This window comes from Streptomyces sp. NPDC007863, from assembly GCF_040633895.1.
Classification (GTDB): Bacteria; Actinomycetota; Actinomycetes; order Streptomycetales; family Streptomycetaceae; genus Streptomyces.
In genome coordinates this window covers 60,099-67,029 of record NZ_JBEYEI010000030.1, presented here as the reverse complement: position 1 = coordinate 67,029, position 6,931 = coordinate 60,099, and the positions used below count along the sequence as shown (strand labels likewise).

Below are 6,931 nucleotides of genomic sequence, written 5' to 3'. Positions count from 1 at the left end.
ACGCCCGGTTACATTCCGAACCCGGAAGCTAAGCCTTTCAGCGCCGATGGTACTGCAGGGGGGACCCTGTGGGAGAGTAGGACACCGCCGAACAAATCTTCAGGACCCCTGGTCCCAGCGTTCACGCTGGGACCAGGGGTCCTTTTGTTTTTTGCTTGACTTTTCCGAGGCGCGGCCGGGTGCCGGCTGCGCGAGAATGACTGCAGTACCCGAAGACAGGAGTCACACCGATGTCCACCAACTCTCCCGACGACCGTCCGGAGCGCGAGCCGCGTCGCAGGGACGGTGCCGGTGGCGACCGGGGCGGCTACCGTGGGCCCCGTCGTGACGACAGCCGTGGTGACAACCGTGGTGGTGGCTTCCGTCGCGACGACAACCGCGGCGGTGGCAGTGGCGGCGGTTTCCGTCGTGACGACCGCCGTGATGACCGTGGCGGTGACCAGCGCGGCGGTGGCTTCCGTCGCGATGACAACCGTGGCGGTGGCGGCGGCGGTTTCCGCCGTGACGACAGCCGTGGTGACAACCGTGGTGGTGGCTTCCGTCGCGACGACAACCGTGGCGGTGGCGGCGGCGGTTTCCGCCGTGATGACCGTGGTGGCGACCAGCGCGGCGGCGGCTTCCGCCGCGATGACAACCGTGGCAGTGGCGGTGGCTTCCGTCGTGACGAGCGGCCTTCGTCGTTCCGTCGTGACGACCGTCCCTCCTTCCCGCGCGACGACCGCCGTGATGACCGTGGCGGTGACCAGCGTGGTGGCGGCTTCCGCCGCGACGACAACCGTGGCGGTGGCGGCGGTTTCCGCCGTGACGACCGTGGTGGCGACCAGCGCGGCGGTGGCTTCCGCCGTGACGACCGTCGGGACGACCGCCGCGACGACCGTCGTGACGAGCGGCCCTCCTCGTTCCGTCGTGATGAGCGCCGGGACGACCAGCGTGGCGGTGGCTTCCGCCGGGACGACAACCGTGGCGGTGGCGGCGGTTTCCGCCGTGACGACCGTGGTGGCGACCAGCGCGGCGGTGGCTTCCGGCGCGACGACAACCGTGGCGGTGGCAGTGGCGGCGGTTTCCGTCGCGATGACCGTCGTGACGAGCGGCCTTCGTCGTTCCGTCGTGACGACCGTCCCTCCTTCCCGCGCGACGACCGCCGGGACGACCGTCGCGACGACCGTCGTGACGAGCGGCCCTCCTCGTTCCGTCGTGATGAGCGCCGGGACGACCAGCGTGGCGGTGGCTTCCGCCGGGACGACAACCGTGGTGGCGGCGGCGGTTTCCGCCGTGACGACCGTGGTGGCGACCAGCGCGGCGGCGGCTTCCGGCGCGACGACCGTCGGGACGACCGTGGTGGGTACCGCGGGCGGGACGACCGGGGCGGTTACGGGCGTCGGGACGACCGTGGGGACCGGGAGCGGAGCGACCGCGCGCCGCTCAAGCGGCTGCCGATCCCGCCGGAGGTCACCGGTGAGGAGATCGACGCCGATGTGCGCCAGGAGCTGATGAGCCTGCCCAAGGGGCTGGCCGACGACGTGGCCCGTAACCTCGTCATGGTCGCGCAGCTGATCGACGAGGACCCCGAGAAGGCCTACGGCTACTCCCGGGTCGCGCTGCGGCTCGCCTCGCGCGTCGCCGCCGTCCGCGAGGCCGCCGGCTTCGCCGCGTACGCCAACCAGAAGTACTCCGAGGCGCTGGCCGAGTTCCGGGCCGCTCGGCGGATGAGCGGTGGTGTGGACCTGTGGCCCGTCATGGCCGACTGCGAGCGCGGCCTCGGCCGGCCCGAGCGGGCGCTCGCCATGGCCGGTGAGCCCGAGGTGCAGAAGCTCGACAAGGCCGGGCAGGTCGAGATGCGGCTCGTCGCCGCCGGCGCCCGCCGGGACATGGGGCAGCTCGAGGCCGCCATCGTGACCCTGCAGAGCCCCGAGCTGGCGTCCAACGCCAACCACCCGTGGACCGCGCGGCTGCGGTACGCCTACGCCGACGCCCTGCTCGCCGCCGGGCGGGAGCAGGAGGCCCGTGAGTGGTTCGCCAAGGCCCTGGAGGCCGACAAGGACGGGGCCACGGACGCCTCCGACCGGCTCGCCGAGCTGGACGGGGTCGAGTTCGTCGACGCCTTCGAGGACGACGACGAGGACGAGAGCGGGAACGCGTCGGACGTGGACGCGGACGCGGACGGGTCCGACGACGAGCGCGAGGACGATGAGCGTCAGGACGACGAGCGTCAGGGCGACGCGGGCTGAGGTCCGGTGATCCGGTGACATGAGGAAGGGGCGGCACCCGTCGGGTGCCGCCCCTTCCCGCGTTCCGTACCCGCGTCAGTCGAGGGCGAGGCTGCGGAGGACCAGGCCCGTGGCCGGCTTGGGGCCGAAGGAAGTCGACTTGCGGGGCATCGTGACGCCCTGGCGGGCCAGGTCGCGGACGACCTCCTCCCGTACCGGGTGCATCAGGACCGCCGTACCGCCGCGGCGCTCGGCCTGGGCGACGGCCGCCGCCGTGTCGTGGATGTAGGCGATGTCCTCGGGGGCGTCCGGGACGTGCCAGACGTGCTCCAGGAGCGTGGCGTGCAGGACCGTCGCGTCCAGGGTCCGCCAGGCCTCCGGGCGGTCGGCGCGGACCGTGCGGGCCAGCAGGTCCGGGTCCGGGCGGTCCAGGAGGTGGAAGGCGCCGTCGCCGGCCAGGAGGAAGGCGTTGCCCTCGGCGGTGGCCGCGGCGAGGGCCTCCATGGCCTGGGGCAGGGGGCGCTCGACGCGGCGGACGCGGAAGGCGTCGCCGATGGCGTCGAGGGCGTCCGCGACCGGCAGGCGGCTCAGGAGGCGGTGGATCGCGCGGACCCGCAGGGGGTAGCGGACCGTGTCGATGAGGAGGACCAGGCCCTGGTTCCAGGGGCCGGGGGAGGGATGCTCGTCGCGCAGCCGCAGATAGGTCGCCCAGCGGTGGTGTCCGTCCGCGATGAGCGCCTGGTGGCGGGTGAGCTCGGCCGTGACCGCCGCCTGCTCGGCCGGGTCCGTGACCGCCCACAGGCGGTGCTGGAAGCCGTCCTCGGTGGTCGTCGCGAGCAGCGGTTCGCGCAGGACCGCGCGCTCGATCACCGCGTGGGCGCCGTCGCCGTCCCCCGGGTAGGTGAGGAGCAGCGGCTCCAGGTTGGCGGCCGTCGTGCGCATCAGGGCGGCGCGGTCCTCGACGACGTGCGGCATGACGTCCTCGTGGGGGAGGACGATCCCCTCGTCGGGGGTGGAGAGTTCGAGGGCGCCGATGACGCCGCGCTGGAGGATGCCGTCGCCCCGCTGCTCGTACACGTACAGGGCGGGGGCCGGGTCGGGGGCGAGGACGCCGTCGGCGAGCCAGCGGTCCATCGTCACCGCGGCCTTGCGGTGGCGGGTGCCCGCCGTGACCGCCTGGGGGAGGATCAGCCGGACGATGTTGTGCGGGTCGGCGGATTCCAGGTGGAGCAGTCCGTCAGGTCGTACGACGACGTCATAAGGCGGGGAGGTGACGGCCGCGAGGCTGCCGACCCGGTCGGGGACGTACCGGATGCCGCGGAACGGATGCAGGCGCAGTCCCGCCGTGTCGTCGCGGACGGCGTCGGCCGCGTGACCTGAGGTGTTCATCTCGTCATGGTAGGCGCGCGGCGGGCATGAGCGATGATCGGGGGAGCGGGGGACGGACCGGTGGTGAGTGAGGAGCGGGTGGTCATGGCGCGAGACGGCCAGGAGCGGCGGACGGAACGGGGTCGGCCCGACGGCAGCGCGGTCGCGCTGAGCGAGGCGTACGACACGGCGCTGCTCGACCTCGACGGGGTCGTGTACTTCGCGGGCGGGGCGGCGATCCCGTACGCCGTCGAGGCGCTCGGGGCGGTGCGCGACCGGGGGATGCGGCTGGCGTACGTGACGAACAACGCGCTGCGGACGCCGGACACGGTGGCCGCGCACCTCACCGAGCTGGGGGTGCCGGCCGAGCCGGGCGACGTCGTGACCTCGGCGCAGGCCGTGGCGCGGCTCGTCGCGGAGGACGTGCCGGCCGGGTCCCGGGTGCTCGTCGTCGGCGGCGAGGGGCTGCGGGTGGCGCTGCGCGAGCGGGGGCTCGTGCCGGTGGAGTCGGCCGACGACGAGCCGGTGGCCGTCGTGCAGGGGTACGGCGGGCCGGACATGGCCTGGGGCCGGTTCGCGGAGGCGGCGTACGCGGTCGGGCGCGGTGTGCCCTGGTACGCCTCCAACACCGACCTGACGATCCCGGGCGCGCGCGGGATCGCGCCGGGGAACGGCGCCGCCGTCGAGGTCGTGCGGATCGCCACCGGCGGGCGGGTCGAGCCGAAGGTCGCGGGGAAGCCGCTGCCGCCGATGCACCGGGAGACCGTGCTGCGGACGGGGGCGCGGCGGCCGCTGGTCGTCGGCGACCGGCTGGACACGGACATCGAGGGCGCCTTCCACGGCGGGGTCGACTCGCTGCTCGTGCTGACCGGGGTCACCGACGGGGCGACGCTGCTCGCGGCCGTGCCGGAGCACCGGCCGATGTATGTGGCGGCGGATCTGCGGGGGCTGCTCACGGGGCAGCCGGAGGTCGTGGCCGAGGCGGACGGCGGATTCCGGTGCGGCGGGTGGCGGGCCTCGGTGCGCGGGGAGGAGCTGGCCCTGGAGGGCGCGGCGGACTCCGGTGCGCTCGACGTGCTCGACGGGCTGCGGGCGCTGTGCGGGGCGGCGTGGACGTGGGCCGGGTCCGGGGCGTGCGGGCTCGACGCGGGGAAGGCGCTGGCCCGGCTCGGGCTGTAGGAGGCGGGTCCTTCCGAGGGGGAGGGCCCCAGGCCCTGCTAGATCAATATTGGGTAGGCTAACCTAACCCCGTGTTGGTCGAGAGTCCCTCCCGTACGAGCGCGGAGCCGGTGAAGTCCGGGCAGACCCCGAAGCGCCGGAATTCCGTGCGCGCCCTCGGGCTGCTCGCAGCCGTCGGTGCCCTGCTGCTTGTCTGTGTCCTCAGCATCATGATCGGTGCCAAGCCGGTGCCGCTCGACGACGTGTGGCACGGACTGTTCCACAACAGCGGCGTCGGCAGCGACGTCGTCATCCACGACGTGCGCGTGCCGCGCACCCTGCTCGGGCTGCTCGTCGGCCTGGCGCTCGGCCTGGCCGGCGCCGTGATGCAGGGGCTGACCCGCAACCCGCTGGCGGAGCCCGGGCTGCTCGGGGTCAACGCGGGCGCGGCCGCCGCCGTCGTCTCGGCCATCGCCTTCCTGGGCGTCACCGACGTCCGGGACTACGTGTGGTTCGCCTTCGTCGGCGCCGCCGTCGTCTCGGTCGTCGTGTACGTGCTCGGCGGCAGCCGCAGCGCGACGCCGGTGCGGCTCGCGCTCGCCGGCACGGCGGCGACCGCCGCCCTGTACGGCTTCGTGAACGCCGTCCAGCTGCTGAACTCGGCCGCCCTCGACCGGCTCCGCTTCTGGACCGTCGGCTCGCTGGCCTCCGCCGACATGGACACCGTCCGCCGGGTCGCGCCCTTCATCCTCGTCGGCGCCGTGCTGGCGCTCGGGATCGCGCGGCCGCTCAACGCCATGGAGATGGGCGACGACTCCGCCCGGGCACTCGGCGTCGGCATCAACAGGACCCGGATCGTCGCCATGCTCGCCGTCACCCTGATGTGCGGCGCGGCGACCGCCGCCTGCGGGCCGATCGTCTTCCTCGGCCTCATGGTGCCGTACATGGTCCGCGCGATCACCGGGCCCGACATGCGGTGGATCCTGCCGTACGCCGCCGTGCTCGCGCCCGTGCTGCTGCTCGGCTCCGACGTCCTGGGCCGGGTCGTCGTCCGGCCCGCCGAACTCCAGGTCGGCATCGTGACGGCCCTCGTCGGCGGGCCCGTCTTCATCCGACTCGTACGCCGCAAGAGGATGGCCCAGCTGTGACCACCAAGACCCTGCGGACCGGCGGCGGAGTCTCCGTACGGTACGCGCCGCGGGCCGCGCTCTCCGGCGCCGGGCTGATCCTGCTCACCCTCGCCCTCGGCACCGTCCTCGTCGGCACCGGCGACTTCCCGATGACCCCGGGCGAGGTCCTCGACACCCTGCTCGGCCGGGGGACCGTCGTCCAGGAGTTCGCGGTGATGGAGCTGCGGCTCCCGCGGGTCCTCGTCGCGATCTTCGTCGGCGCCGCGCTCGCCCTCGGCGGTGCGGTCTTCCAGTCGATCTCGCGCAACCCGCTCGGCAGCCCCGACGTCATCGGCTTCGGGCAGGGCGCCACGGTCGGCGCGCTCACCGTGATCGTGCTCTTCCAGGGCAGTGCGGTCGCCACCGCCCTCGGCGCCGTCGTCGGCGGGGTCGTCACCGGCGCCGTGATCTACCTGCTCGCCTGGAAGCGGGGCGTGCACGGCTACCGCCTCGTGCTCGTCGGCATCGGCGCCGCCGCCATGCTCACGTCCGTCATCCACTACCTCATCACCAAGGCCAACCTGGTGGACGCCACCCGCGCCACCGTCTGGATGACCGGCTCCCTCGACGGCCGGGACTGGACCCAGTTCTGGCCGCTGCTCGCCGTCTGCTGCGTGCTCGTGCCGCTGGTCCTCGGCCACGGCCGGGCGCTGCGGATGCTGGAGATGGGCGACGACGCGGCGTACGCGCTCGGCGTGAAGGTCGAGCGGACCCGGATCGTGCTCATGGCCTCCGCCGTGCTGCTCGTCGCCGTCGCCACCTCGGCCGCCGGACCGATCGTCTTCGTCTCCCTCAGCGCCCCGCAGCTGGCCCGCCGGCTGACCCGCGCGCCCGGCCCGAACCTGGCGGTCTCCACCGTCATGGGCTCCGCGCTGCTGCTGAGCGCCGACTGGATCGCCGGCAACGCCTTCGGCGACCGCCAGCTGCCCGTCGGCGTCATCACCGGCATCCTCGGCGGCTGCTACCTGCTCTGGCTGCTCGTCAGCGAACGCAAGGCGGGCCGGATATGAGCGCGCCCCAGGACCACCC

At 73.8% G+C, this 6,931-nt stretch carries 6 protein-coding genes and 1 rRNA gene; 6 read left to right on the top strand and 1 reads right to left on the bottom strand.

The features are described 5' to 3' along the window. The 3 genes from rrf to ABZ621_RS34555 form a co-directional block, all read left to right on the top strand. A 5S ribosomal RNA gene (gene rrf, locus ABZ621_RS34565) occupies window positions 1–93 on the top strand; the annotation flags it as partial. 231 nt (window positions 94–324) lie between these two features. Then, on the top strand, window positions 325–1,491 hold the full coding sequence (locus ABZ621_RS34560; protein WP_360610679.1) for a hypothetical protein: 1,167 nt from the start codon (window positions 325–327) through the stop codon (window positions 1,489–1,491). Further along, the gene (locus ABZ621_RS34555; protein WP_360610677.1) at window positions 1,431–2,228 is read left to right on the top strand and encodes a hypothetical protein; all 798 of its coding nucleotides are present in this window, start codon (window positions 1,431–1,433) and stop codon (window positions 2,226–2,228) included. Before ABZ621_RS34560 ends, ABZ621_RS34555 begins: the two co-directional genes overlap by 61 nt. 75 nt (window positions 2,229–2,303) lie before the next feature. On the opposite strand, the gene ABZ621_RS34550 is transcribed toward ABZ621_RS34555, so the two are convergent. Further along, window positions 2,304–3,596, bottom strand: coding sequence for a DUF1015 domain-containing protein (locus ABZ621_RS34550; protein WP_360610668.1), 1,293 nt, complete (start codon window positions 3,594–3,596; stop codon window positions 2,304–2,306). A gap of 84 nt (window positions 3,597–3,680) precedes the next feature. Here ABZ621_RS34550 and ABZ621_RS34545 point away from each other — a divergent pair, with 84 nt between their 5' ends. The 3 genes from ABZ621_RS34545 to ABZ621_RS34535 all read left to right on the top strand — a co-directional run bounded on the left by ABZ621_RS34545 (window position 3,681) and on the right by ABZ621_RS34535 (window position 6,912). After that, entirely contained in the window at window positions 3,681–4,754 is a 1,074-nt protein-coding gene (locus ABZ621_RS34545) for an HAD hydrolase-like protein (protein WP_360610666.1), read from the top strand. A gap of 110 nt (window positions 4,755–4,864) precedes the next feature. Further along, a complete protein-coding gene (locus tag ABZ621_RS34540) occupies window positions 4,865–5,881 on the top strand; it encodes an iron chelate uptake ABC transporter family permease subunit (RefSeq protein ID WP_360610675.1) in 1,017 nt (338 codons plus the stop codon). After that, window positions 5,878–6,912 carry an iron chelate uptake ABC transporter family permease subunit gene (locus tag ABZ621_RS34535; RefSeq protein WP_360610664.1) on the top strand — a complete coding sequence of 345 codons (1,035 nt, stop codon included), beginning with the start codon at window positions 5,878–5,880 and terminating at the stop codon, window positions 6,910–6,912. The genes ABZ621_RS34540 and ABZ621_RS34535 overlap by 4 nt, the downstream gene beginning before the upstream one ends. Window positions 6,913–6,931: the final 19 nt, after the last annotated feature.